17 protein-coding genes and 1 tRNA gene are annotated in these 24,898 nt (G+C 63.8%); 10 read left to right on the top strand and 8 right to left on the bottom strand.

From position 1 onward, the window contains the following. Positions 1-305: 305 nt before the first annotated feature. Positions 306-381, bottom strand: a tRNA-Thr gene (locus tag QE444_RS21565). A 291-nt stretch (positions 382-672) separates the two neighbouring features. Between QE444_RS21565 and QE444_RS21560 the strand changes: the two genes are divergently transcribed. Beyond that, positions 673-1,671, top strand: coding sequence for an SDR family oxidoreductase (locus tag QE444_RS21560; protein WP_309741631.1), 999 nt, complete (start codon positions 673-675; stop codon positions 1,669-1,671). 29 nt (positions 1,672-1,700) lie between these two features. On the opposite strand, the gene QE444_RS21555 is transcribed toward QE444_RS21560, so the two are convergent. Both QE444_RS21555 and QE444_RS21550 read right to left on the bottom strand, forming a co-directional pair. Next, complete coding sequence (locus QE444_RS21555; protein ID WP_280311513.1) at positions 1,701-2,543, bottom strand: hypothetical protein; 843 nt, start codon at positions 2,541-2,543, stop codon at positions 1,701-1,703. Continuing rightward, positions 2,521-3,018 carry a pilin gene (locus QE444_RS21550; protein ID WP_280311512.1) on the bottom strand — a complete coding sequence of 166 codons (498 nt, stop codon included), beginning with the start codon at positions 3,016-3,018 and terminating at the stop codon, positions 2,521-2,523. Before QE444_RS21550 ends, QE444_RS21555 begins: the two co-directional genes overlap by 23 nt. A 212-nt stretch (positions 3,019-3,230) precedes the next feature. Here QE444_RS21550 and pilB point away from each other — a divergent pair, with 212 nt between their 5' ends. The 5 genes from pilB (at position 3,231) to yacG (ending at position 8,027) form a co-directional block, all read left to right on the top strand. After that, positions 3,231-4,925, top strand: a complete 1,695-nt coding sequence (pilB, locus tag QE444_RS21545; RefSeq protein ID WP_280311514.1) for a type IV-A pilus assembly ATPase PilB — start codon at positions 3,231-3,233, stop codon at positions 4,923-4,925. A 210-nt stretch (positions 4,926-5,135) separates the two neighbouring features. Further along, positions 5,136-6,353 (top strand): type II secretion system F family protein, encoded by a 1,218-nt coding sequence (locus QE444_RS21540; protein ID WP_280311511.1) that lies wholly within the window; start codon positions 5,136-5,138, stop codon positions 6,351-6,353. Beyond that, complete coding sequence (locus QE444_RS21535; RefSeq protein WP_280311510.1) at positions 6,353-7,225, top strand: A24 family peptidase; 873 nt, start codon at positions 6,353-6,355, stop codon at positions 7,223-7,225. The genes QE444_RS21540 and QE444_RS21535 overlap by 1 nt, the downstream gene beginning before the upstream one ends. Continuing rightward, positions 7,222-7,833 carry a dephospho-CoA kinase gene (coaE, locus tag QE444_RS21530; RefSeq protein WP_280311509.1) on the top strand — a complete coding sequence of 204 codons (612 nt, stop codon included), beginning with the start codon at positions 7,222-7,224 and terminating at the stop codon, positions 7,831-7,833. Before QE444_RS21535 ends, coaE begins: the two co-directional genes overlap by 4 nt. Beyond that, positions 7,830-8,027: a DNA gyrase inhibitor YacG gene (yacG, locus tag QE444_RS21525; protein ID WP_280311508.1), complete on the top strand. Its 198-nt coding sequence runs from the start codon at positions 7,830-7,832 to the stop codon at positions 8,025-8,027. The genes coaE and yacG overlap by 4 nt, the downstream gene beginning before the upstream one ends. A 180-nt stretch (positions 8,028-8,207) precedes the next feature. Here the strand turns inward: yacG and QE444_RS21520 are convergent, their stop codons facing one another. Next, positions 8,208-8,705, bottom strand: coding sequence for a hypothetical protein (locus tag QE444_RS21520; protein WP_280311507.1), 498 nt, complete (start codon positions 8,703-8,705; stop codon positions 8,208-8,210). 182 nt (positions 8,706-8,887) lie between these two features. On the opposite strand from QE444_RS21520, the gene recC reads away from it, so the two are divergent. The 4 genes from recC (at position 8,888) to rmuC (ending at position 19,709) form a co-directional block, all read left to right on the top strand. Continuing rightward, a complete protein-coding gene (gene recC, locus QE444_RS21515) occupies positions 8,888-12,319 on the top strand; it encodes an exodeoxyribonuclease V subunit gamma (RefSeq protein WP_309741625.1) in 3,432 nt (1,143 codons plus the stop codon). Beyond that, on the top strand, positions 12,316-15,978 hold the full coding sequence (recB, locus tag QE444_RS21510; RefSeq protein ID WP_309741623.1) for an exodeoxyribonuclease V subunit beta: 3,663 nt from the start codon (positions 12,316-12,318) through the stop codon (positions 15,976-15,978). The genes recC and recB overlap by 4 nt, the downstream gene beginning before the upstream one ends. Next, positions 15,971-18,052, top strand: a complete 2,082-nt coding sequence (recD, locus tag QE444_RS21505) for an exodeoxyribonuclease V subunit alpha (protein WP_309741621.1) — start codon at positions 15,971-15,973, stop codon at positions 18,050-18,052. The genes recB and recD overlap by 8 nt, the downstream gene beginning before the upstream one ends. A gap of 73 nt (positions 18,053-18,125) precedes the next feature. Beyond that, complete coding sequence (gene rmuC / locus QE444_RS21500) at positions 18,126-19,709, top strand: DNA recombination protein RmuC (protein WP_187980231.1); 1,584 nt, start codon at positions 18,126-18,128, stop codon at positions 19,707-19,709. A 102-nt stretch (positions 19,710-19,811) separates the two neighbouring features. Here the strand turns inward: rmuC and QE444_RS21495 are convergent, their stop codons facing one another. The 4 genes from QE444_RS21495 to QE444_RS21480 form a co-directional block, all read right to left on the bottom strand. Beyond that, a complete protein-coding gene (locus tag QE444_RS21495) occupies positions 19,812-21,395 on the bottom strand; it encodes a peptide chain release factor 3 (RefSeq protein WP_133861275.1) in 1,584 nt (527 codons plus the stop codon). Between the two features lie 93 nt (positions 21,396-21,488). Further along, entirely contained in the window at positions 21,489-22,664 is a 1,176-nt protein-coding gene (locus QE444_RS21490; RefSeq protein WP_309741618.1) for an acyltransferase, read from the bottom strand. A 297-nt stretch (positions 22,665-22,961) separates the two neighbouring features. After that, positions 22,962-24,008, bottom strand: a complete 1,047-nt coding sequence (locus QE444_RS21485; RefSeq protein ID WP_280311502.1) for a glycoside hydrolase family 5 protein — start codon at positions 24,006-24,008, stop codon at positions 22,962-22,964. 300 nt (positions 24,009-24,308) lie between these two features. Further along, positions 24,309-24,500, bottom strand: coding sequence for a hypothetical protein (locus tag QE444_RS21480; RefSeq protein ID WP_158891359.1), 192 nt, complete (start codon positions 24,498-24,500; stop codon positions 24,309-24,311). Positions 24,501-24,898 lie beyond the last annotated feature (398 nt).

Below are 24,898 nucleotides of genomic sequence, written 5' to 3'. Positions count from 1 at the left end.
GGATTGCAGAAATTGCGGGATTTCGCAGCGCGGTATGGTGCCACAGAGGGGCTGGATATTCGACCCTTTGGTCAGCCGCCGTTCAGGTCTTGCCGGCCGTCAAGAAAGCCGAAATCAGGCGGTGTAAGGCACTGTCATGCGCTGGGTAAGAGTAGCTGAGCAGCAGGGAGTCGCCAGTTTGATTGGGCGTGTGCAGTTGGCCCGCAGGCAAGGTTCAGGTCGGGGAAGGACGCAGAGAGGCGCGGCCCAAGGCGGCTAAGGCCTTGCAGGCTTTGAAAAGACAAGGAGAGGAGGAAGCGGAAGGATGGTGCCGGAGATAGGAGTCGAACCTACGACCTTCGCATTACGAATGCGCCGCTCTACCAACTGAGCTACACCGGCACGAAGCTTTCAATGATAAGTCTTCGGTTATCTGCTGTGCAAGCCTGGTCATTGAGTGTGCATGAAGGCCTGTGGCGATGTGTCGCACTGCTGCCTCCTCCAGATTTCGCGATTCGCTAATGTCTCTCGGCCTTACGCAATTGTTGAGAGGAGAGGTCAGCGGTCACGAGCGAAGTCCATTCGGGAAACCTTTGCCGGAGTCGTCATACCTAATCCTTCGCGGAGCCAGCCTTGCCGCAGCTTCGACCCTCTGATCCTTCCAATTGATAGCTGCCCATGCGGAGAGCTCCAATGACCGATTACTCCCTTACGCGTCGTAACGTTCTCGTTGGCTCCGCCGTGGGGCTAGCTGCCGCTGCTTCCGGTGCTGCCGTTGCTCAGGAAGGCACCAGCGCGACTCGCCCCGCCAGGCCGCTGCAGGACCCGCGCACCAAGTACACCCGTGAGCCCTTCAAGGAGCAGCGCCAGGAATGGCCGGCGTTGACCAGCAAGATGGATCCACGTCCGGATCATGGCGAGACCAGCTATCACGGCTCGGGTCGCCTGGCCGGGCGCAAGGCCCTCATCACCGGTGGCGACAGCGGCATCGGTCGCGCCGTGGCCATCGCCTTCGCTCGCGAGGGGGCAGACGTGGCCATCAACTATCACCCTTCCGAAGAGTCCGACGCCCAAGAAGTGGTCAAGCTGATCACCGAAGCCGGTCGCAAGGCCATCACCCTGCCGGCTGACATCCGTACCCAGGAGGCCTGCGAAGATGTCGTGAACAAGGCCATCCAGCAACTTGGCGGTCTGGACCTGCTGGTGAACAACGCAGCCTATCAGCAGAGCAAGGCGGACATCCTCGAAATCACCGACGAGCAATTCGACCGGACCTTCAAGACCAACGTCTATCACGTCTTCCGCTTCAGCAAGGCCGCCATCCCACACTTGCCGCCGGGCGCCAGCATCATCAACACCGTCTCGGTGAATTCCTATGATCCTGGCGAAGAGCTGATCGACTACGCCTCGACCAAGGCCGCCATCCTCAATCTCACCAAGGGCATGGCCAAGCAACTGGCCAAGAAGGGCATCCGCGTCAACGCCGTGGCGCCGGGTCCGGTATGGACACCGCTGCAGGTGGCGGGTGGGCAGTTGGAAGGGCAGATGAAGGAGTTCGGCCAGGATACGCCGCTAGGAAGGGCAGGGCAGCCGGCTGAGTTGGCGGGGTTATACGTGGCGTTGGCAGAGGAGGATGCTAGTTTTAGTACGGGGACTGTGGTGGGGGCTTTTGGGGGGAAGGGGATGCCGTAATAGTAGTATCTTTCGTATATATCTGGCGACTACTTTATTTTATTTAAGGATTTGTAGTTCAAAAATCCAATTACTTCAGCGGAGATTGGATCTATTATGGCTGCCCAGTTGCTTTGATTTTCATATGCGACTATTGGAAGTGTTAATATAGCATCGTCAATGTTCTTGTGGCTAGGTTTCAAGAGTTCTATTTTTATATCGAAATTTTTATCGGGCTCGATTTTTTTTGCTTGCTGAAGAACTTGATTTTTTGCTTTTTCGTAATTTTGCCATCTTTGCGGGCGGTAGGCCGGATGAATGCCCTGTATGTCTAGCTGGATGCTTTCAAGGAGTCCAGGGTCTCCTGCTTCAAGTAGTTTTGTCGATATTATCTTTGGCCCTGACAGGCTAGTATTTTGAAGGTTCGCCGGCGCAAGACTTAACTCTGAATTATTGATGTCGGGTAAGCTGACAATTCGAAATTTGTTGCCTTCGAATGCTAGGAATAGCGGTCTTGAATAAGCCGCTTTAAATAGACCATAGCTAAGAGCCGTTACTTGTAATATGGTTGCAATTGCTACGATAGAAAACAGCTCTTTTTTAGAGCCCGCTGGATTGAATAGAATAAATGTTACTAATGGGCCGAGGGTGACATCTATTGCTATTGCAAGGGTGAGGATCTCTTTACCATGCAAGATCTCAAAGTATGGTGTCGGGTACCATGTTTTTATGAGTATATAGCATAGTGCGGCTGTTATGCTGGCAGCAGATAGATGTATCAGGGAAGCTTTTGTTTTTTGAGCTAATTTATTCATAGTGAGGTTATATAGCCAGCAAATCTGCTGGCTATATGCTAAGGCTAAATGTTTTTTAGCGGCATTCGGCAGGCGCAAAGTTTGCTACGAGGGTGCCTGCTGCTGAGCCTATGAAACCGCCTGCTGCAGACCCTGCAGCACGGCATCTCCATGCGATAGCTTGTGCAGGCGGGGTGAAAGCAGCAATGCCGTTGGGAAGTGCAGTGCCGATAGGAGCATTAGGAGTCAGCGTAAGAGTACCACCGCCTGCTGCAGCTGTAGTGGTAATAGTGATAACGCCTGTTGCAGGAGCAATAACAACACTTTGAGTATTGGTGGTCGGTTGAGGAGGCACATATCCTAAGTTATAACCAGCGGCATCAGCGTTTGGATTTCCTGAGGAGAGAACGTCTGCAACATTGACTTTCGCGGCACTTGCAAGGCCAAAACCCTCTGCTACACGCGCACGCGTTGTGTAGTTTTGATACGCGGGCAGCGCCACCGCCGCCAAAATGCCAATGATCGCTACCACGATCATCAATTCAATCAAGGTAAAGCCTTTCTGAGCTTTCATTCCAAATCTCCGAGGTTGGATCAGGCCAACGTGCCTGTTTGAGGTATAGCACAGGCCGTGCCAAAGAAAAGTGGCGACTACAACACGCTTTTCATGTGGTGGGCGTCAATAAAAGGGCAGCACGTGACAAAAAATGTCAGCTGTCTGGCGCCATTTTGCGGACGGTCTGGGGGGTGCTATAACGCCTGTTGTAGCCAAAGGTGGGAATGATGATGAACGAGACGGTGATGCTGTCAGGGCTGGCGCGGCAGTTGGTAGATGCTCAACTGCTGGCGGAGGCAGCAGCGCAACAGGCGGTGGTCAAGGCCAAGCAGGCCAAAGTGCCGCTGGTGACCTATCTCGTTCAGCAGCGGCTAGTACAGAGCCGGCCTCTGGCGGAATTGGCTGCTCAAGAATTTGGCGTACCCTTTCTGGATCTGGCCGCCATCGATAAAGAGCAGTTGCCTAAGGACATCGTCAACGAGAAGCTGATGCAACAGCATCACTTCCTGCCGTTGAGCAAAAGGGGCAATAAACTCTTCATCGCGCTTTCTGATCCGACCAATCAGCAAGCCATTAATGATGTGTCCTTTGGCAGCAAGCTTGCCGTCGAGGTGGTGCTAGTCGAGGATGACAAGCTGCACCAGGCCATCGAAAAGTATCTCGATGGCGGCACTGGCGGGCTGGATCTAGGCGATATCGATCTCGATCTGGAAACCGAGAGCGGTGAAAGACCCCAGGAAGCTGTTGCGGGCACCGATGCTGACGACGCGCCCGTGGTGAAGTTCGTCAACAAGATGCTGCTGGATGCCATCAAGAAGGGTTCCTCCGACCTGCACTTCGAGCCCTATGAAAAGATGTACAGGGTGCGCTTTCGTACCGACGGCGTCCTGCACGAGGCGGCGCGGCCGCCCGTGCAACTGGTGTCACGGATCTCGGCGCGGCTCAAGGTGATGTCCAACATGGACATCTCTGAGCGCCGTAAACCCCAGGATGGCCGGGTCAAGCTCAAGGTGTCCAAGACCAAGTCCATCGACTTCCGGGTCAACACTCTGCCCACCCTCTGGGGCGAGAAGATCGTGATGCGGATCCTGGATTCCTCCAGCGCCCAGATGGGAATCGATGCCCTGGGCTATGAGGATGTGCAGAAGGAGCTCTACTTGCAGGCGCTCAAGCAGCCGCAGGGGATGATCTTGGTGACTGGACCTACAGGTTCCGGCAAGACGGTATCCCTCTACACAGGCCTCAACATCCTCAATACCGAAGACATCAATATTTCCACGGCGGAAGATCCGGTGGAAATCAACCTGGAAGGCATCAACCAAGTCAACGTCAACCCGCGTCAAGGGCTCGACTTCTCCCAGGCGCTGCGGGCCTTTCTGCGTCAGGATCCTGACGTTATCATGGTGGGTGAGATCCGGGATCTGGAAACGGCAGAGATCGCCATCAAGGCGGCCCAGACCGGTCACATGGTGATGTCGACCCTGCACACCAACAGCGCGGCGGAAACCCTGACGCGCCTGCGGAACATGGGGGTGCCCGCCTTCAACCTGGCGACCTCGGTCAACCTCATCATCGCCCAGCGCCTGGCGCGCAAGCTGTGCAACAAGTGCAAGAGAGTCCATGAGGTACCCCGTGAGGCGCTATTGGCCGAGGGCTTCCGCGAGGAAGAGATTGGCAGTTTCACCCTTTACCAGCCTATCGGCTGCGAGGACTGCAATGCGGGTTATCGCGGGCGGGTAGGTATTTACGAGGTGGTGAAGGTCACTCCGGCGCTGCAACAGATGATCATGGAGGAGGGCAACTCCATCGAGATCGCGGTGCGGATGCGCAAAGAGGGCTTCAATGATCTGCGGCGGTCGGGACTGGTGAAGGCGATGCAGGGGATTACCAGTCTGGAGGAGATCAATAGGGTGACCAAAGACTAGGGGCTTTCCCTCACCGTAGCCCCCTCCCAGCGGGAGAGGGGACTAGAGCGGTGCGTCGGATAGTTGCTGTCCATGCGTCTTGATTGCCACAGAGTGCTAAAGCCGTCAGCGTTTGGCGCGATGCTTGCCTTTAAAGCCGCAACCGGCTCTGCATAGAGCATTCTTCTGACGCGTCCGCCAAGGCGGACCGAGTCTTTGTGAGTCGAGGCCATGGCCGATAAAACTATCAAGTTGGGCAGCTTCACCTGGGAGGGGACCGATCGGAAAGGGACCAAGGTGAAGGGCGAGATGACGGGCCTGAATCCCGCGCTGATCAAGGCGCAATTGCGCAAGCAGGGGATCAATCCGACCCGGGTGCGCAAGAAGTCGGTGTCGCTATTCGGCAAGGGCAAGAAGATCAAGCCCATGGATATCGCCCTGTTCACCCGACAGCTGGCGACCATGATGAGCGCAGGTGTACCCCTGCTGCAGGCCTTCGAAATCATCGGCGAGGGCTTCGACAATCCCAACATGCGCAAGATGGTCGACGACATCAAGCAGGATGTCGCCGCGGGTAATAGCCTGGCCAACTCCTTGCGCAAACAGCCGCAGTATTTCGACGACCTCTATTGCAACCTGGTGGATGCCGGCGAGCAATCGGGTGCCCTTGAAACCCTGCTGGATCGGGTAGCCACCTACAAGGAAAAGACCGAGGCGCTGAAGAAGAAGATCAAGAAGGCCATGACCTATCCGGCGGCGGTGGTCGTGGTCGCAGTCATCGTATCGGCCATTTTGCTGATCAAGGTAGTACCTCAGTTCCAGTCGGTGTTCGAAGGTTTCGGAGCTCAATTGCCGGCCTTTACCCTTATGGTCATCGCCATTTCCGAGGTCTTGCAGGAGTGGTGGCTGCTGGTACTGGGCGGGATCTTTGTGCTGGCTTTCGTCCTGCGGCACTTCTACAAGAAGTCGGAGAAATTTCGTGACGCTACGGATCGGGGGCTGCTGAAGATCCCGCTCATTGGCTCAATTCTCTATAGGTCTGCCATTGCCCGTTATGCCCGGACCCTGGCCACCACCTTCGCGGCGGGGGTCCCGCTTGTGGATGCCTTGGACTCGGTAGCTGGAGCAACCGGCAACGTCGTGTTCCGCAATGCGGTGGAGAAGATCAAGGGGGATGTCTCCACCGGTATGCAGCTCAACTTTTCCATGCGTACTACTGGGGTTTTCTCTTCCATGGCTATCCAGATGACGGCCATTGGCGAGGAGTCGGGTTCGCTGGACGAAATGTTGTCCAAGGTCGCGACCTTCTATGAAGATGAAGTCGACAACATGGTCGACAACCTGACCACCCTGATGGAGCCGATGATCATGGCGGTCCTTGGGGTCCTGGTGGGTGGTCTGATCATTGCCATGTATCTGCCCATCTTCCAACTCGGCAACGTCGTTTAATGGTACTTCTGGAGTTCCTGGCCGGCGCGCCGCTGGCTGCTGCGCTGTGCGCGCTAATCCTGGGGCTGCTGGTAGGCAGCTTTCTTAACGTAGTGGTCTATCGGCTGCCGGTGATGCTGAGGCGGGATTGGCAGGCGGAGGCGCGTGAGGTGCTGGAGCTGCCGACCGAGCCGGAAGGGGCGCCTTTCAACCTGGCGCGGCCTGCTTCCCGTTGCCCCCATTGCCAGCGCGCAGTGCGGCCTTGGGAAAACGTGCCGGTGGTGAGTTATCTACTCCTACGCGGTCGTTGCAAGGGTTGTCAGGCTTCCATCAGCCTACGTTATCCACTGGTTGAGCTAGCTTGTGGGCTGCTGTCCGCCTGGGTCATCTGGCACCTGGGCGTGACCTGGCAGGGCGGGGCCTTTCTGCTGCTGACCTGGGGGCTGTTGGCGGCCAGTCTGATCGATGCCGATCACCAGTTGTTGCCGGATGTCATCGTTCTGCCGCTGTTGTGGCTGGGGCTGGTCGCCAATCAGTTCGGGCTGTTCACCAATCTCGGTGATGCCGTCTGGGGCGCAGTGGCGGGTTATCTGAGTCTGTGGCTGGTGTTCCAGCTGTTCCGCCTGGTGACCGGCAAGGAAGGCATGGGCTATGGCGACTTCAAGTTGCTGGCGCTGCTCGGTGCCTGGGGGGGCTGGCAGATCCTGCCCTTGACCATCCTGCTGTCATCGCTGGTGGGTGCCATCCTGGGCGTCATCACCCTGCGGCTGCGGCGGGCGGAAACCAGTACGCCCTTGCCCTTTGGTCCCTATCTGGCCGTGGCGGGGTGGATTGCCTTGCTCTGGGGTGATCAAATAACCGGCCTGTACCTGAACTTCGCCGGATTCCGATGACTTCTGCCTGGACCCTCGGCCTGACCGGGGGCATCGGCAGTGGCAAGAGCGCCGCTGCCGAGCATTTCGCCCAGTTGGGCATCACCTGTGTCGACGCCGATCAGGCCGCCCGCTGGGTGGTGGAGCCGGGACGGCCGGCGCTGGCCGAGATCGCCGGGCATTTTTCGTCGGCTGTCTTGCGGCCGGATGGCAGTCTGGATCGGGCGGCGCTGCGGGCGGCAATCTTTGCCGATCCGGCCGAGCGGCGCTGGCTGGAAGCCCTGCTGCATCCTCTCATTCGCCAGGAAATCCTGGCGGCCCTGGCCCGCGCAGCGTCGCCCTATGCCATCCTGGTGTCGCCGCTGCTGTTCGAATCCGGGCAGCGGGCGCTGGTCCGGCGCGGGCTGGTGATCGACGCGCCGGAAGCGCTGCAGCTTGAGCGAGCCATGCGCCGTGACGGGGTGGACGAGGCTCAGGTGCGGGCCATCCTGGCGGCGCAGCTGCCACGGGCCGAGCGGCTGGCCAAGGCGGATGACGTCATCTGCAACGACGGCGATCTCGCCACGCTCTACACCGAAGTGGAGCGCCTGCATTCCTTTTATCTGACCCTTGACGGAGGCCAAGCATGAGCACTCTCACCGTGGACTGCCCCACCTGTGGCGCACCCGTGGAATGGAGCGAGAAGAGCGCCAATCGGCCCTTCTGTTCTGACCGCTGCAAACTGATCGACCTGGGTGCCTGGGCGGCGGAAGAACATGCCATTCCTGGCAACGAGCTGGAAGACGATCTCTACTCAGAAGACCTTAATTGGCGCGGCCACTAAGCTTTGTCTGAAAAGTGCCTGCGCTCGGCCATGCGGCGTTAAAAATCCGCTCGGAATGCTCATTTACCACTCGTAAACTCCGCTTCCTCACAGATTTTTGCCTTGCCTTGCCTTGCCTTGCCTTGCCTTGCCTGGCCTTCGCTCGGCGACCTCTCAGACAAGCTTAGGATGCGCCTTCCTCTACAGCCGTTGCGCCCACGCCTGGGCGGTGGCCTGGGCTGCCTGGCGCAGTTTGGCCGCCAGTTCGGGTTTCTCGTATTCCAGCGGACTCGACGCCGTTACCGTATGGATGCGGTCGCGCTTGATGAAGAACACCTGGGTGCCCAGCAGCGGTTTGCTGCAGGCGCTAGCGCCTTCGCCGAGGCCGTCGATGGCCTTGCACTCCAGTTGCTCGCTGAGCGATTGCACCTGCCGGCGTAATTTGGGCAGCGCCCTGCCACCATTTTCGTAGCCCGCCGACAGGCCCAGCAGGTAGTTGGCCGGTTGGCCGGTGTCGCGGTCGGTGAAGGCGCAGCCGCCGGCGATCTGGCGGGTATAGGCCAGCGGCAAGCCGGAGGTCTGCTGGAGCAGGGGCAGGGGTAACTGGGCCTGCAGGCTGGAGCAGTCGACCGGTTCGCCGTTATCGGCATGGGCGAGGGCAGCGCCCAGGAGCAGGGGAAGGGCAACGAGGAAACGCATGAAAACATCCTGTCGATGGCCGACGGCCGATAGACCTTGAGTCTACCGGCTGGAACCCCGTCGTAGGCGGGGAGACGCGGGCGGCTGTGCGCTGCGTCATGCGTCGGTCAGCACATTGCGGACTGGTATCCGGCGCGGGTGATCCTTACCCTGGCCGCAGACAGCGAACAGCGAGGCGTAGGATGTCCGAGGCGCTCACTCCCGGATTCATGGTGGTACACGGCAATCGGCTCGAAGAGCTGCGCGGCCTGGCGGTCGGCTGGATGCGGCGCTATCCCCTGGCACCGTTGGAAAACGAACAGGTGCTGGTGCAGAGCAATGGCATCGCCCAGTGGCTCAAGCTGGCGCTGGCCGAAGATCCGCGCGGGGACGACGAGGGCGGCTGCGGAGTGGCCGCGGCGCTGGAAGTGCAACTGCCGGCGGCCTTTCTCTGGCGGACCTATCGCCAGGTACTAGGTCGTGACCAGGTACCGCCTTCCTCGCCGCTGGACCGCGCGCCCCTGACCTGGCGCCTGATGCGGCTCTTGCCGACGCTGCTCCTGCAACCGGACTTTGCCGCGCTGCGGCGCTTTCTCGACGATGACGGTGATCTGCGCAAGAGATACCAGCTGGCCGAGCGGCTGGCCGATCTCTATGACGGCTACCAGGTCTATCGCGCCGACTGGCTCAACGACTGGGCGGCGGGTCGCGATCTGCTGGCCAGCCTGCGTGACGGCCGGCGCCCGCTGCCGGAGAGTTGTCGCTGGCAGGCGCAGCTGTGGCGGGCGCTGCTGGCCGACGTGGGCGACGGTGGCCTGGCCCGTAGTCGCGCCGGGGTGCACCGGCGCTTTCTGGAGGTGATGCAGGCGGCGAGCGAGCCGCCGGCCGGTCTGCCGCGGCGGGTGGTGATCTTTGGCTTGTCGGCGATTCCGGCGCAGACCCTCGAGGCCCTGGCCGCGCTGGCGCGCTTCAGCCAGGTGCTGCTCTGCGTGCACAATCCCTGTCGCCATCACTGGTCCGACATCGTCGCCGACCAGGACCTGTTGCGGCAGAACTACCGACGCCAGCAGCGCAAGCCGGGCATGCCGCAGACGCTGGATGCCGAGGCGCTGCACCAGCACGGCCAGCCGCTGCTGGCGAGCTGGGGCAAGCAGGGCCGCGACTACATCCACCTGCTGGACGAATTCGACGAACCCGATGGCTATCGGCGCCTGTTCGAGGACCTCAACGGCGGGCGCATCGACCTCTTCGCCGACACCGAACCCCAGCACCTGCTCGGCCAGTTGCAGGACGATATCCTCGAATTGCGTCCGCTGAGCGAGACCCGTGAGCTTTGGCCGGCAGTGGATCCGGCGCGCGACAGGTCCATGCGCTTCCATGTGGCCCACAGTCCGCAGCGCGAAGTGGAGATTCTGCATGACCAGTTGCTGGCGCGCTTCAGCAGCGATGGCAGCCTCAGGCCACGCGACGTCATCGTCATGGTGCCGGACATCGATGCCTATGCGCCGCACATCCGTGCGGTGTTCGGTCAGCTCGAACGCCAGGATCCGCGCTTCATTCCCTTCAGTCTGGCCGATCAGCACCAGCGTGGCTTCCAGCCGCTGCTGATCGCCCTGGAGCATCTGCTGCAGCTGCCCGACAGCCGCTTCGCCCTGAGCGAGATCCTCGATCTGCTGGATGTGCCGGCGCTGCGCGCCCGCTTCGGACTGCGCGAAGGCGATCTGCCGACCCTGCACCTCTGGCTGGAAGGCGCCGGCGTGCGCTGGGGGCTGGATGCCGAGCAGCGCAGTCGTCTCGATCTGCCCGAGGGGCTGACGCAGAACACCTGGCGCTTCGGGCTGAGGCGCATGCTGCTGGGCTACGCCGTGGGCAGCGGCGCCGCCCTGGGCGAAATCGAGCCCTTCGACGAGGTGGGTGGCCTGGACGCGGCCCTGGTCGGGCCGCTCGTGGATCTGCTCGATGCCCTGGACGCGGCCCAGGCGGCGCTGGCCCAGCCGGCCCGGCCGGCGGAGTGGGGCGCCCGCCTGCAGGCGCTGCTGGCGCTGTTCTTCAGCGCCCAGGACGAGCACGACGAATACCTGCTGGAGCAGCTGGAAAATCTCCGTGAGCGCTGGCTGGAGTTGTGCGAGGACGTCGCCCTGGATGAAGAGCTGCCGCTCACCGTGGTCCGCGAGGCCTGGCTGGCCGGACTGGATTCCGGGGGGCTGGCCCAGCGCTTTCTCGCCGGGGCGGTCAATTTCTGCACCCTGATGCCCATGCGCGCCATTCCCTTCCGCGTGGTCTGCCTGCTGGGCATGCACGATGGCGCCTATCCGCGCATCCAGTCGCCGCTGGATTTCGATCTCATGGCCCAGGACTATCGTCCCGGTGACCGCTCGCGGCGTGAAGACGACCGCTATCTGCTGCTGGAGGCGCTGCTCTCGGCGCGCGATCAGTTCTATGTCAGCTGGGTGGGGCGCAGCATCCTCGACAACAGTGAGCGCCCGCCGTCGGTGCTGGTCGCCCAGTTGCGTGACCATCTCCAGGCCGGTTGGCGGCTGGCAGGTCATGAAGAAGAGCCGGAGCGCCTGCTGGCCGCCCTGACCCAGGCGCATCCGCTGCAGCCCTTCAGCGCCCGCTACTTCCGCGGCGAGCGCGGCTATTTCAGCTTTGCCGCCGAATGGCTGGGCGTGCATGACCGCACCACCCGCGACGAGGATGACCTGTTGCCGCCGCTGGTACCCGAAGAGCCCCTGGGCCTCGATGAGCTGGCGCGCTTTCTGCGCGGACCGGTGGATCTGTTCTTCGCCAATCGCCTCAAGGTGCACTTCGCGGCGCCCGATGCGCCGGCGGAAGACGAAGAGCCCTTCGGTCTGGATGCCCTGACCCGCTACCAGTTGGGCGAAGACCTGCTGGCGGCGGCGCTGGCCACGCCGGCCGAAGCGGATCAGGCGCTGATGGCCGCCGCCGAGCGCCTGCGCGGCAGCGGTCGTTTGCCGCTGGCGGGCTTTGGCGAACGGGCCGGGCGGGCCCTGCGCGAGCCGCTGCCCGCCGTGGTCGCCCAGGTCGAGGCCCTGGCGCTGCGCTGGCCCGAACCCCTGCAAGAGGCCGTGACCCTGGATCTCGCCCATAAGGAGCTGCAGTTGGTGGCCAACTTCGAACGGCTGCGTCGTGGCCCCAAAGGGCTGCTGGCCCTGACCGCCCAGGCCAATGGGCTGGGCAATACCCGCACTCGCAAATGGCATCGGCTGCTGCGACCCTGGGTGCAGCATCTGGTCGCCGCGGCCGGTGGCCTGCAGCTTAGCACCGCGGTGGTGGCGACCGATCTGACGCTGCTGCTGGCGCCGCTGGACGCCGAGCTGGCCCGGCGGCAGCTGAACGAGTTGCTCGATGCCTGGGCGCTGGGGCAGCGACGTCCACTGCCCGTCGCGCCGCGCACCGCCTTCGCCTGGCTGGCCAATGACCCGGACAAGGCCCTGGCCGCCGCCGAGCAGGCCTATCAGGGCGAGGCCGCGACCCACCCGGCACTGCGCCGGCAGTATCCGGACTTCGCCGCCTTGCTGGCCGACGAGGAATTCGATGGCTGGTGCCAGACGCTCTATGCGCCGGTGCACACCGCCGGCTGGCAGGTGGTGGGCGGGGAGGGACAGGCATGAGTCAGCGTCCGCTCGCCCTGCGCTTTCCGCTGCAGGGCAATCAGCTCATCGAAGCCAGTGCCGGCACCGGCAAGACCTTCACCATCTCCGCGCTCTATGTGCGTTTGGTGCTGGGCCACGGCACGCCCGAGACGGCCTTCGGCCGCGAGCTGTTGCCGCCGCAGATCTTGGTGGTGACCTTTACCGAGGCCGCCACCCAGGAGTTGCGCGATCGCATTCGCCATCGCCTGGCCGAAGCCGCGCGTTTCTTTCGCGACGAGATCGCCGCGCCCGATCCGCTGCTCGCCGAATTGCGCGAGGACTTCGCCGTCGAGGCCTGGGCCGATTGCGCCCGGCGCCTGGACATCGCCGCCCAGTGGATGGACGAAGCGGCCGTCTCCACCATCCACAGCTGGTGCCAGCGCATGCTCCGTGAGCACGCCTTCGACAGCGGCAGTCTCTTCGTGCAGAACCTGGAGCAGGACCAGAGCGAGCTGCTCGCCCAGGTGGTGCGCGACTACTGGCGGCGCTTCTGCTATCCCCTCGAAGGGGAAGCGCTGGACTGGGTGATCGAGCACTGGGGCGAACCCCGTGCCCTGGCCGCGCGCCTGCGCCCCCTGTTGAGCGAGGCCCTGGGCGCCCCCCGGGGCGAACCCGCCGCCCTGCTGGCTACCGCCCTGGCCGAACGCCGAGAGCGGTTGGCGCGGCTCAAGGCGCCTTGGAGCAAGTGGGCCGAAGAGTTGCGCGAACTCTGCCAGGCCGGCTGCGATGCCAAGGTGGTCGACGGCCGCAAGTTGCAGAAGAGATTCTTCGGACCCTGGTGCGACAAGCTGGTCGCCTGGGCGGACAACCCCGCCAGCGAGGACCTGGATATCGGCACCGGCTTTACCCGGCTGACCGAGGAGGGCTTCGCCGAGGCCTGGACCAAGGCCAGTCCGCCGGATCATCCGGCCCTGGCGGCCATGGCGCGGCTGCCCGGGCAACTCGCCGAGCTGCCCAGCCCCGAGGTGCCGCTGCTGGAGCACGCGGCGGCCTGGGTGCAGCAGAAATTCGAGCGCGAGAAGCTGCGCCGCGCCGAGCTGGGTTTCGACGACATCCTTACCCGCCTGGACCGGGCGCTGCAGGCCGATGGCGCCGGCGCGCGGCTGGCGGCGCTGATCCGCGAGCAGTTCCCGGTGGCGCTGATCGACGAATTCCAGGACACCGATCCGGTGCAGTACCGCATCTTCAGCACCGTCTACGGCGCAGGGGAGGGCACCGGACTGTTCCTGATCGGCGATCCCAAGCAGGCCATCTATGCCTTTCGCGGCGCCGATATCCATACCTATCTGCAGGCACGTCGCGCCAATGCCGGCCACCTGCACTCGCTGGATACCAACTTCCGCTCCACCGCCGCCATGGTCGCGGCGGTCAACCAGGTATTCCAACATGGCGAGATGACGGCACCGCGCGCTGCCTTCCTGTTCCGCCAGGGTGAGGACAATCCGGTGCCCTTCGAGCCGGTTCGCGCCCAGGGCCGGCGCGAAGCCCTGGAAATCGACGGCGTGCCGGGTGCGGCCCTGACCTTCTGGCAACTGGCGAGCGACGAGCCCCTGGCCGGCACCGCCTATCGCGCCACCCTGGCCGAGAGCACCGCCAGCGAGATCGTCCGGTTGCTGAGCCTGGCCGCCGAGGACAGGGCCGGCTTTCGCCGTGAAGACGGCGAACTGGTGCCGCTGCGGCCCGCCGATATCGCCATCCTGGTGCGCGCCGGCAGCGAAGCCCAGGCGGTGCGCCAGGCGCTGGTGCGGCGCGGGGTGCGCAGTGTCTACCTGTCGGACAAGGACTCGGTATTCACCGCCCAGGAGGCCCGCTGCCTGCTGGACTGGCTCAAGGCCTGCGCCGAGCCCGATGTGGATCGCCGGCTGCGCGCCGCCCTGGGCAGCCTGACCCTCGACCTGCCGCTGGCCGAACTGGATGCCCTCAACCACGACGAGCAGGCCTGGGAGTCGCGGGTCCTGCAATTCCGTGGCTATCGCCAGCTCTGGCGCGGCCAGGGGGTGCTGCCCATGCTGCGGCGCCTGCTGCAGGACTTCCGGCTGCCGCAGCGGCTGATGGCCCGCGCCGATGGCGAGCGGGTGCTGACCAATCTGCTGCACCTCGCCGAGCTCTTGCAGCGCGCCGCTGGCGAGCTGGACGGCGAGCAGGCGCTGATTCGCCACCTGGCCGAGCAGCTGGCCGCCCAGGGGGCCGCCGACGAGCAGATCCTGCGCCTGGAAAGCGACGCCGAGCTGGTCAAGGTGGTGACGGTGCACAAGTCCAAGGGCCTGGAATACCCGCTGGTGTTCCTGCCCTTCGCCTGCGCCTATCGCGCCGAGGAGGGCGCCACGCTGCCGCTGCGCTATCACGATGACCAGGGGCAGGTGCGCCGGACCTTCAAGCCCTCCGCCGAGGAACTGGCCCGCGCCGACGACGAGCGTCTGGCCGAAGACCTGCGCCTGCTGTATGTCGCCCTGACCCGGGCCCGCCATGCCTGCTGGGTCGGGGTGGTCGATCTCAAGCGCGGGCGCAGCAAGGAATCCGGCTTCGCCCGCAGTGCTCTGGGCTACCTGGCCACCGGTGGCGAGCCCCTGGCGAGTTCGGCGGCCCTGGACGCGGCCCTGACCACCCTGGTCGGTGCGCAATCCGACACCCTGATTCTGCCGTTGCCCGCCGCCGATCCGGCCCGCCTGCCCGAGGCCCGTGAAGCCCCGGTGACCCTCAAGGCGCTGACAGCCCGGCGGGCGGCCCGCGAGGACTGGTGGATCGCCTCCTACAGTGCCCTGCGCATCGGCACGCGGCTGGGCGAGGCGCGGGAGGAAGGGCCGTTCAATCTGGAGCTGGACCTGGATACCCCGGCGGCCCAGAAGCTGTTCGACGATGATCGCCTCGCTCCGGACGAGGCGCGTCAGCCGGCGGCCGGCGAAGACCTGCACCGCTTTCCCCGCGGACCCGGTCCTGGCACCTTTCTGCACAGCCTGCTGGAGTGGGTCGGCGAGGAAGGCTTCACCGCCATCCAGGCTGCGCCCGAGCGGCTGGACGACCTGATCGCCCGACGTTGCCAGCGGCGTGGCTGGAATCACTGGATTCCCATCCTGCAGGGTTGGCTGCGCCAGTTGCTGGAATTGCCGCTGCCGTTGCCGGGAGGCAGTCAGCACCTGGGCGAACTGGCGCGCTACCAGGTGGAGATGGAATTCTGGTTCGCCACCCATGGCGTCGATCTGGAGCGGCTGGATGATCTGGTGAGTCGTGGCACCCATGGCGGCCAGGCGCGGCCGATGCTGGAGCCGGGCCAGCTCAACGGCCTGCTCAAGGGCTTCATCGACCTGGTCTTCGAGCACGAGGGCCGCTATTTCGTGGTGGACTACAAGTCCAACTGGCTGGGCGCCGAGGCCGGGGCCTATACCCGTGCGGCCATGGAGGCCGCTGTCCTGGCCAAGCGCTATGACCTGCAGTACGTGCTCTACAGCCTGGCTGTGCACCGGCTGCTCAAGGCGCGGCTACCCGACTATAGCTACGAGCGCCACTTCGGCGGCGCCGTCTACCTCTTCCTGCGCGGCTGCGATCCGGCCGGCCACGGCGTCTTCGTCGAGCGGCCCGCCCAGGCCCTGATCGAGACCCTGGATCTGCTGTTCAGTGGTGCGGAGAATGCCCATGTCTGATTTCAGCCCCGCCACCGAACGGCTGCTGCGCCTGGCATCCCTGGCCCAGGAGCGTCCCCTCGCCCCGCTCGAACAGCGTGACGACCTCTTTCGCCTGCTGGAGCTCTGGGTGCAGCGCGGCTGGCTGCGCCAGGTGGACCGGGCCTTCACCAGCTTTCTCGGCGAACTCGAACCCCAGGGCGACTCGGCGGTGCTGCTGGCCGCGGCCCTGGCCAGCCATCAACTCGGCCATGGCCATGTCTGCCTGGATCTCGCCGCCACCCTGCGCAATCCCGACGCCGCCCTGTCGCTGCCGCCCGAGGGCGGCGAGGCGCGCGCTTCGCTCTTGCCGTCGCAGTTGCTGCATGGCCAGACCCTCGACGCCTGGCAGCGGGCGCTGCGGGCCAGCGTCCTGGTCGATGGCGACGGCAGCTGTCCGGAACGACCGCTGGTGCTGGGCGGCGAGCGCCTCTACCTGCGGCGCTACTGGAGTTACGAACGGGCGGTGGCCGCCAGCCTGCGTCAGCGCCTGGCCACTCTCGAGCCGCTGCCGGCGGATCTAGCGGAGCGCCTCGACCGGCTGTTTCCGCCGGATCCCGACGCGGGTGGCGAACCCGACTGGCAGAAACTGGCCTGCGCCCTGGCGGTACGGGGCGCCTTCAGCATCATTACCGGCGGCCCCGGCACCGGCAAGACCACCACCGTGGTGCGACTGCTGGCGCTGCTCCAGGCGCCCGCGGTGGCGGCCGGTCGCCCCCTGCGTATCCGCCTGGCCGCACCGACCGGCAAGGCGGCTGCGCGCCTCACCGAATCCATCGGCGGCCAGGTCAGTCGCCTGCCGGTGGACGACGAGTTGCGTCGGCACATCCCCACCGGGGTGACCACGGTACACCGGCTGCTGGGTAGTCGGCCCAACACCCGCCACTTCCGCCATCACCGCGGGCAGCCCTTGCCACTGGACGTGCTGGTGGTGGACGAAGCCTCGATGATCGACCTGGAAATGATGGCCAGCCTGCTGGCGGCCTTGCCGCCCAGGGCACGCCTGGTCCTGCTGGGTGACAAGGATCAGCTGGCCTCGGTGGAGGCGGGCGCAGTGCTGGGCGATCTCTGTCGGGATGCCGAGGCCGGACGCTACAGTCCGGCTACCCGCGCCTGGCTGGAAGCCGTGAGTGGCCAGTCGCTGGCCCAGACGCCGCTGACGGTCGGCGACGACCAGGGTGACGCCCTGGCGCAGCAGGTGGTGATGCTCAGACGCTCGCGTCGCTTCGGTGCCGGCAGCGGCATCGGCCAGCTGGCCCGTCGGGTCAATGCCCAGGACGGCCCGGCTGCGCAGCAGGTGCTGGTCGACGGCGGCTACGCCGATCTTCATCGCGTGCTGCTCAAGGGCCCGGAGGATCGTGCCCTGGAACGCCTGGTGCTGGAAGGGCGCGGGCGCGCCCGCGGCTATCGTCATTATCTGCAGGTCCTGCAGGAGACCCGGCCCCAGCTCGACACCGTGCTGGAGGACCCGGCCTGGACGCGCTGGGCCGGCCAGGTGCTGGCCGCCTTCGACGACTTCCAGCTGCTCTGCGCCGTGCGCAAGGGGCCTTGGGGCGTGGAAGGCCTCAACCTGCGCATCGCCAGCGCCCTGCTGGCGGCCGGTCTGCTCGCGGGCGAGCATGGCTGGTACGAGGGCCGCCCGGTGCTGGTGACGCGCAACGACTACAGCCTGGGGCTGATGAACGGCGACATCGGCATCACCCTCTGCCTGCCGGACGCCAACCAGCCGGGGCGCAAGGTCCTGCGGGTCGCCTTTCCCCGCGGCGATGGCAGCGGTGGCCTGAGATTCGTCCTGCCCAGTCGGCTGGCGGCGGTGGAGACGGTGTTCTCCATGACCGTGCACAAATCCCAGGGCTCGGAATTCGCCCATACGGCGCTCCTACTGCCCGAGCAACTCAGTCCGGTGCTGACCAAGGAGCTGGTCTATACCGGCATCACCCGGGCGCGCGATGATTTCACCCTGATCGAGGCCCGCGGCGGCATCTTCGCCGAGGCCGTGGCCCGACGGGTCCGCCGCGTCAGCGGGCTGGATCTGGATTTGCGAAACACTGTGTAAATGTACAGATAAATGCTGGACGCTCCCCGTGCGCCTGCCTAAGGTGAGGGGAGCCGTCCGCGATGAGAGCGCCATGACTTCCCTGCCTTTCGTTTCCCTTGTACTTCCCCTGTTGCTGCTGGCTGGCTGGGCGGGTTCGGCCGTCTGGCTGACCGGGCGCCAACGCTATCTGCAACAGCAACTCGATAGCGCCGCCGAGCGCTACGACATGCTGCGCGACGACCTGCAACGGGCCGAGCTGGCCAATGGTCGCCAGGTGGTGGAGCTGGGCGCCGAGCGTGAACGCACCGCCACCCTGCAGCGCCAGCTGGAGGCCACTCGCGAGCTGGAGGCCGAGTTGCGCCAGCAGACCCGCCAGGCCCAGTTGCAGGCCGCCGAACAGCACGCCCTGGCCGAGGCCACCCGGGCTCAGCTGCAGGGCAGCCAGGAGCAGCTCGCCGAACTGCGCGAGCGCCAGCACCGCGAGCAGCAGCTGCACGCCGAGGTGCAGGAGCGTCATGCGCGCCTGGCCGAAGAGCACGCCACGCTCAGGACCACCCTGGAGCAGAAGGAAGAGCACTTCCAGGCGCAGCAGCTACTACTGCGCGAGAGTCGCGAGCAACTCAAGCTGGAATTCGAACAACTGGCCGGACGCATCTTCGACGCCAAGGGCCAGGCCTTCGCCCAGCACAGCCAGCAATCCCTGGATGCCCTGTTGCGGCCGTTCCGCGAGCAGATCGAAGGCTTTCGCGCCAAGGTCGAGGACATCCACCACAAGGATGTCCAGCAGCAGGCGGCGCTCGGCCAGCAATTGCTCGACCTCAAGGAGCTCAACCGCCAGATCACCCAGGAGGCCCACGACCTGGCCACCGCCCTGCGTGGCCAGAAGAAGGCCCAGGGCAACTGGGGTGAGCTGATCCTGGAAAACGTACTGGAGCGCTCCGGCCTGCGCGAGGGCCGCGATTTCGTCCGCGAACGCAGCTTCACCACCGAGACCGGGCGTCGCCGGCCGGACGTGCTGATCCATCTGCCGCAGAAGAAGCACCTGGTGGTGGACGCCAAGGTGTCGCTCAACGCCTATACCCGCTACGTCAACAGCGAGGACGAGGGCGAGCGGCGCCTGGCCCTGGGCGAGCACGTGCGCGCCGTGGGCGAGCGCATCCGCGAACTGGCCGATCGCGAATACTTCAGTCTGCCGGGGCTGAATTCGCCGGAGATGGTCTTCCTGTTCATCCCCATCGAATCGGCCTTCGTCGAGGCGCTCAAGGCCGACGAAAGCCTGTTCCAGCGCGCCATCGAGCAGAACGTGCTGGTGGCGACGCCGACCACTCTGCTGACCAGCCTCAACATCGTCCGCCAGCTCTGGCGCTTCGAAGACCAGAATCGCCATACCGCCGAACTGGCCGAGCGCGCGGGCAAGGTCTACGACAAGCTGCGCACCTTTCTCGGCAGCATGGACGGCATCGGCAAGAGTCTGGACAAGGCCGGCGAAGCCTATCGCAAGGCCTGCGGCCAACTGGTGGGCGGGCCGGGCAACCTGGTCAAGCAGGTGGCCGACTTCAAGGAACTGGGCGTGGCGGTACGCACCGAGCTGGACGGCCAGTGGACCGAGCGGGCGGAGCTGGAGCTGACAATGGTGGAGCTGGAAGCCGCAGCCGAGTCTTCCGACCGGGACTGATGCGGGAAGACCCGGCAGGAGAGCCGGCGATCCGCCTGGACGATGCAGGGAGGAGGACGGTACGCCTGACCGGCGCCAGGTGCACCGGTCAGGCAGTAGGGCTTAATGGTGCTCGCGGGTGGCGCGGAATTTGATCTCCGGCCAGCGCTCTTCCATCAGCGCCAGATTGACCCGGGTCGGCGCCAGGTAGGTGAGGTGACCACCGCCATCCACCGCCAGGTTCTCGAAGGCCTTGTTCTTGAAGTCCTCGAGCTTCTTCTTGTCGTCGCACTCGATCCAGCGCGCCGACCAGACGTTGATGGCCTCGTAGGCGCACTCCACCTTGTATTCTTCCTTCAGGCGACTGGCGACCACGTCGAACTGCAGCACGCCCACGGCGCCGAGCACGATGTCGTTGTTGCGCTCGGGGAAGAACACCTGGGTGGCGCCTTCCTCGGCCAGTTCCTGCAGGCCCTGGCGCAGCTGCTTGGATTTCAGCGGATCCTTCAGGCGCACGCGGCGGAACAATTCCGGGGCGAAGTGCGGGATACCGGTGAAGCCCAGCAGCTCGCCTTCGGTGAAGGTATCGCCGATCTGGATGGTGCCATGGTTGTGCAGGCCGATGATGTCGCCGGCGAAGGCCTCTTCCAGGTGCTCGCGCTCGCTGGAGAAGAAGGTCAGGGCATCGGCGATCTTGAGGTCCTTCTTGATCCGCACGTGGCGCAGCTTCATGCCCTTCTCGTACCTGCCCGAGCAGATGCGCATGAAGGCGATGCGATCGCGGTGCTTGGGATCCATGTTCGCCTGGATCTTGAACACGAAGCCGGAGAACTTCTCTTCCACCGGTTCCACCACCCGCTCGTGGGCGGCGCGCGACAGCGGGCGCGGCGCCCAGTCGACTACGGCGTCGAGCACCTGGTCGACGCCGAAGTTGCCCAGAGCGGTACCAAAGAACACCGGGGTCATCTCGCCGCGCAGGAAGGCCTCGCCATCGAATTCATGGCAGGCGCCCTGCACCAGCTCCAGCTCCTCGACGAAGCGCTCATAGAGATCGCCCAGGTGGGCGCGGGCCTCATCGGAGTCCAGCTTGTCGATGGTCTTGGTGGCGATGCGCTCGTGACCATGGCCAGGGGTGTAGACGTAGATGCGGTCGTCTGAGAGGTGATAGACACCCTTGAAGTCGCGATAGCTGCCGATCGGCCAGGTGATGGGCGCGGCCTTGATCTTGAGCACCGCCTCGATCTCGTCGAGCAGTTCGATGGGGTCGCGGATGTCGCGGTCGAGCTTGTTGATGAAGCTGACGATGGGGGTGTCACGCAGGCGGCAGACGTCCATCAGGGCGATGGTGCGGGGTTCGACGCCCTTGCCACCGTCGAGCACCATCAGCGCCGAATCCACCGCGGTCAGGGTGCGATAGGTGTCTTCAGAGAAGTCTTCGTGGCCGGGGGTGTCGAGCAGGTTGATCATGTGCTCGCGGTAGGGGAACTGCATCACCGAGGTGGTGATGGAAATGCCGCGCTGCTTTTCCATCTCCATCCAGTCGGAAGTCGCATGGCGGTCGGATTTGCGCGACTTCACCGTGCCCGCGACGGCGATGGCCTGGCCCATCAGCAGCAGCTTTTCGGTGATGGTGGTCTTGCCCGCATCGGGGTGGGAAATGATGGCGAAGGTACGGCGCTTGGCGACTTCGGCGGCCTGGGTGGTCATGGATGAACCTGGGCGGGAAGAAAAAAGAGGGGGCGGAGTATAGCAGAGGGCAGCCCCACCGGCTTGAGGTCGGTGGGGCTGCCAGGGCGCTGCTCAGCGCTGCGGCTGGATGTTGCCGTCGCAGCAGGGCGGGGTGCGTTTGCGGCGAACAAGCCGCTTGCCCAGCGCCATGCCCGGGATCTCGATGTATCTGTGGGTCAGGCAGGCGAAGGCGAAGACCACCGCCAGTTCCACCAGCACCACCAGGTTGTCCAGCACGACGCTGCCGGTGGCGATGTAGCGGATCATGAAGGGCAGCGGCGCGTCGTGGGAAGGCGCCACCACCGTGAGGTCCTGGTGCAGCAGCTTGCCCAGCATGATGAAGGCGCTCTTGAACACGAAGATCACCGCGGCGTGGCACAGGTAGATCGAATAGGACAGCACGCCCAGGCGTACGAAGAGCCCCTGGTGCAGCACGCTGGAGACCAGACCGCGCTCGAAGGCGAAGGTGAGGACAGTGACGCAGAACACCAGGGTCGCCAGCACGCCCTTCTTGGGCACCGGCAGATCGGAGGTCATCACCGCGGCACCGGCGATCAGGCAGGCCAGCTCCAGCAGGGTGCCACCGAATTGCCCCTGGTTGTGCTGCTTGATCCAGACGTAGAGGCGATAGGTGCAGGCGCCGGCGAAAAAGCACGACAGGCCGCGGAAGATCTCGGTCTTCAGCGGCAGGAAGGGAAACAGCAGCTGCACGAAGGCCAGCAGGGCGATCGCCAGGAACCACTGGCGCTGATGACCCTGGCCTTTGAGCACCAGCAGACCGAAGATCAGATAGAGGTAGAACTCGATGCTGATGCTCCAGGACGGGTAGTTGAACGAACCGGTGATGGCCTGGCCCAGCCAGGATTGCAGCAGCAGCAGATTGGGCAGGAATTGCTCGGGTGCGGTAGCGCCGCTGAAAGCCGGATCGTTGAAGCCGACCCCCAGCTTTTCCGCCAGTAGGCGACCGCATTCTAGCAGTACATAGAGCCCGAGCATGGCCAGGTGCAGCGGCAGGATCCGCGCCGAGCGACTGATGGCGAAATCGCGATAGTCGTCCAGGGTCCGCAGACGGTTTTCGTAGGTGTGCATGAGCACGAAGCCGCTGAGCACGAAGAAGAATTCAACGAACAGGTAGGCGTTGGCGATCAGCGGATTTTCCGAGGCGGCCTGAGCGACATAGGTATGGAACAGGACGACGGCGACGGCGAGCAGGCCGCGAAAGCTATCCAAAGCGACAAATCTTTCCATGGGAAATCCCTGAGGGTGCGGCAAGAAAGGCGAACGGATGCAGCGCTGCCGTTAGGGGGAAAGAGCACAGGGGTAGTGCGGAAATACGATAGCTGACATGGCATCCTTTCTCTTGTGCGTCGCAAGCGTCTTAATAGTCGCACTATTACTTGCTGTTACATTTTGATCGCTAAACGCCAGCAAGTTCTTGCCCGACCGTCCATGGCCAAGCGTTTTGTGATTGCAGTCACCGATTTCCGGACATGTTGTCGCATAACTGCAAGAAGGCGCCGCCTGGTTCGCCTGGCGGCGCTGCGGTCAGCGAGGGCCCAGTGCCTGGCAGCCGGCGGGCTTCACGTACTTCTGCAGCACGCTCCACTGCGGCCGGGGTTTGCCCTTGACCGGCTCGATTGCCAGCGGGTAGTCGCCCCAGTTGGGGCCGGCTGCCCAGTACATGGCCGGGATGCATTCCTGCCGCAGCCGTGCCAGCAACCTGTCCATGGCTGCCAGCCAGCGCGGATCGTTGTCCGGTACGCCGAACTCGCCGATGTGACCGCGCTTGCCGTGCTGCTTGAGCCAGGTGATGAAGGGCTCGACCCGGCGGATGCCGACATCCGGGTCGAAATCGGTCATATCCTTTTTGAGGTATTTGCCGCCACCGTCGTTGTCGAAATAGACGTGCGCCGAATAGATCAGGTTGTCGGCCGGATCCTTGAGGCCGAGCAGCTTGGCGTTGTAGCGCGGCCAGAGATAGCTGCTGGACCAGCCGTTGCCTTCGATCAGGATCGGTCGCGCCCGATCGACGTCACGCACGGCGTCGATGCCATGCTGCGCCGCCACCGGCCACTGCTCAACCGCATCGTGGGGCTCGTTCATGATGTCGTAGGCGGCCAGGGCAGGGTGCTCGTGCCAGCGCTGGGCGATTCGCTGCAGGACATCGGCATAGGCCGGATAGGGCACCGCCGCGCTGCCGATGATCTGGCCGCGGTATCTCATGTAGTTGTGCAGATCCAGGATCACGCTAATGCGATAGCGCTTGGCATTGTCCAGGGTCTGGTCGATCAGCTTGGCGTAGGCGGGGTCCAGGGGTTGCCCCAGACGCGGCTGTAGGCGCTCCCAGATGACCGGGAAGCGGATCACCCGGATACCCTTGGCCGCCCAGCGCCGGTAATGACCGGCGTCGGGAAAGAAATAGTTGGTGCCCGGTTTGCCCGGCAGTACGTGAGGGGCGAAGCCGGCGCCGGAGAAATTCAGGCCTATCAGATCGGTGGGAAAATCCCGCGGAGTGGCCTGGGTGACCGGTGTGGCTGCCAGGCTGAGCAGGGCGAACAGGGTGGTGATAGCGGATTTCAGGCGTAGCGTCATCGGCAAGGTCCCGGACAGTGACGGAAGACGTTGGGTGATCGGGCGCAGGGGCTCGACTCGCCATCAGGCCTGAAGAGACGCCGGGAAGTTGCAGTGCAACGCTCAGAAGGTGCGCCAGACAACGTTAATGCCAGGCGAAATCAGTGGAAATGCGAGCTGGGTAGGGCTGGCGGGCAGCGCAAAGCCGGACGTTGGGGTGTCTGGCGAGGGGCGGGATGAAAGCCGCTGGAGCGGGTAATGAGCTGCCTGTGACTACTTTCCATCGGTTGATGGCGCAGGCAGATCATTCGAAAGCGGTGTTTAGCGACGCAGGCAGATTCCAGCCCACTGCTCTGCTTCGCGGCGGGCCGAAGCCTCGTCATCGAAGTCGGCGATCAGGCCGCCATGAGCATAGACCACGACCCAATTTTCCACCTTGGGTTGCAGCAGCATTACCGGGGCAGAGGATAGAACAGCAGAGTCCAACGATGCACAAGCCGTCATGTCATTCATAACGTTCCCTTTGAAGTTAGCTCGATGAATAGTCTATTTTTATGGCGGTACCAGGAATGGCGCTTGGTGCTATCACTGGGCCACCTATTGACCTTGGTATGGCTGAATGTTCCCTCAAAGCGTCAGCCACTCGTCGGCATGATAAAGAGGTGCCAAAACCTCGTCATCGCACTGGCGCACAAAAAGATGTTTCAGTGATGACCGTACGTCAGCCAGGCTGTGTGGCGCTCCACGAAACCGAGGCTGCTCGCGACGCTATCTGCGACCGGGTTCGCGCTGGTGCTGCAAAGCAGCTAACAGTAAGTGTATTAAATTTATCGTCACATATTTGTCAGCGGCTCTAGCCCGCGCCTCTCCCTTTTGATGCGATATGAAAGCCTCTCGCCCGGGCCTTTCAC

Origin of the sequence: Pseudomonas sp. SORGH_AS_0199 (assembly GCF_031453735.1) — a bacterium.
Lineage (GTDB): Bacteria > Pseudomonadota > Gammaproteobacteria > Pseudomonadales > Pseudomonadaceae > Chryseomonas > Chryseomonas aestiva.
The sequence above is the reverse complement of the archived record's forward strand: the minus strand, read 5'-3'. Positions and strand labels throughout refer to the sequence as shown.